Origin of the sequence: Lysinibacillus sp. UGB7 (assembly GCF_049058285.1) — a bacterium.
GTDB lineage: Bacteria > Bacillota > Bacilli > Bacillales_A > Planococcaceae > Lysinibacillus > Lysinibacillus sphaericus_B.
In genome coordinates this window covers 1-1,702 of the sequence record NZ_JBMGUV010000080.1, presented here as the reverse complement: position 1 = coordinate 1,702, position 1,702 = coordinate 1, and the positions used below count along the sequence as shown (strand labels likewise).

The 1,702-nt window shown below is 30.0% G+C and carries 2 protein-coding genes; both read right to left on the bottom strand.

What is annotated here, in order from left to right:
• Positions 1-1,013: 1,013 nt before the first annotated feature.
• Positions 1,014-1,256, bottom strand: coding sequence for a hypothetical protein (locus ACOMCU_RS27935; protein ID WP_010860798.1), 243 nt, complete (start codon positions 1,254-1,256; stop codon positions 1,014-1,016).
• A 4-nt stretch (positions 1,257-1,260) separates the two neighbouring features.
• Positions 1,261-1,593 (bottom strand): ArsR/SmtB family transcription factor, encoded by a 333-nt coding sequence (locus ACOMCU_RS27930; protein ID WP_036132026.1) that lies wholly within the window; start codon positions 1,591-1,593, stop codon positions 1,261-1,263.
• Between the last annotated feature and the right edge of the window lie 109 nt (positions 1,594-1,702).

Here is a 1,702-nt window from a genome sequence, read left to right as displayed (position 1 = left end):
GTCTGTTTCCTCACCTCTAACAACACTTCCAGCCAATACAGCTCCCTGACAATTGGGGAAGCTTTTATTAATAAATCTTTTAGCTGCCTCTATTGGATATAACTTTTTAGTATTACCCATTTACTTCTCCTCATTCTATTTGAATTCCTACTAACCCAGTATTCGTTACTTAGCCTCAGTAATCCTCTTACTTTTACCTTATTAAAGTAATCTGCCTCGTTAGTTCAATAAAAATTAAACAACTTTATTATCTCTTAACACCATGGTCACTTCTTATATTGTGTTTTCTATTTAATCTTGGTCAGAAGCATTTACCATGCGTACGAATATTAAGATTACATCTGTTAGCGGCGAGATTATAAAATATACAACAAATTCTTATACAGAATAACATATAAATCTGTCTATCTATAAAATTTTCTAATGTTTTTAAAAATTAACTGCATCTCAATTATTAGATGAAATCTAACTATTGGGGATGTGGTTTTTTTATGACTAAATTTATAATGCAAGAAAGTTATTTAGAGGTATTTAAGCGAAAAATTAAGAACTGCCGATACAGATATTTTAAGCTGAGTGAATTAAGATTAAGGCTGGTACAATTAGATGGAGAAATATTGTAAATGGTTTCAATCAAGTGGAACTATGTAGATATATGTCTCGTAAAGGCAACTGTCACGACAACTTGTGCTGGGAATTTCTTTAAAATCCAAATTCCTATATATTGAAGGGATTTGAAAGTATAGAGCAACTTAAAAAAGTACTAAAAAAACATATCATTACAACACGCAACGGATGCAGGCAAAATTAAAACTAAGTCCGATAGAAAATCGAACTCAGCCTAATGAAATAACCGTATCTAATTTTAAAGGGTCACTTTATTTGTCTTACTTTGGTAAGTTCACTGAAAAGTACATTTTTAAATAAGAGCGTTGACGTGGACGAAATTTCATTCGAGTCATCGACTTTTTTCGCTCTTACTTATTAAACCAAAAGTTGTTTATCGTAATATATTAATCTATTTCTTTTAGCAAATTTTCAATTTTAATTACTCGTTCATTTAATTCATCTACTCGTTTTTGTAAAACAAAAGCTTGCTGTTTTTCTACGTTTAGTCTTTCCTCTGCACGCTTCATATTCTTCTTATATGCTTTATAAATAAAAATTACTAGAATAAAGGGAATTGCTATCAATCCTAATATAATAATTGTTGCTATTATATCTCCAAAGTTCACTCCGGATACACCGTTAAACATTAATTTATTCCTCCATTTTCTTATTTTTTTTCATAGTAAGCGTTGGTTCTAACCTAGTAATGAGCTCCTCATTAAGTAAAAAATTGAACGAATTTAGCATATAGTATTTCGCAGCTTTACCACTCTCTAATAATTCCATATCACTTGAAACGAGATTTGCTTCTTCAAGCTTTTGTAAATGAAGATATAAGAGTGGTCTGCTTATACCCAGTTCTCGGGCAAGTTGACTAACATATTGTTTACCATTAGACAAAATGCTAATAATTCTTAACCTTTGAGGATTAGATAAAGCTTCCAAAAACAAAAGTAATTCATTTCCGTTATCAATATGTTTCATATGTAATAATTTTATTACATATGGTGTTTTTTGTCAAGTTACAGCGAGGTTTTTGAACAATTTTTTCTAAGTCTGACTTAAGTGAATCAATTTCATAATACGTATTTTT

What these genes read in the sequence shown, in the direction of transcription:
- ACOMCU_RS27930 (WP_036132026.1), bottom strand. Translation starts at nt 1,593, where the DNA reads ATGAAACATATTGATAACGGAAATGAATTACTTTTGTTTTTGGAAGCT.
- ACOMCU_RS27935 (WP_010860798.1), bottom strand. Translation starts at nt 1,256, where the DNA reads ATGTTTAACGGTGTATCCGGAGTGAACTTTGGAGATATAATAGCAACA.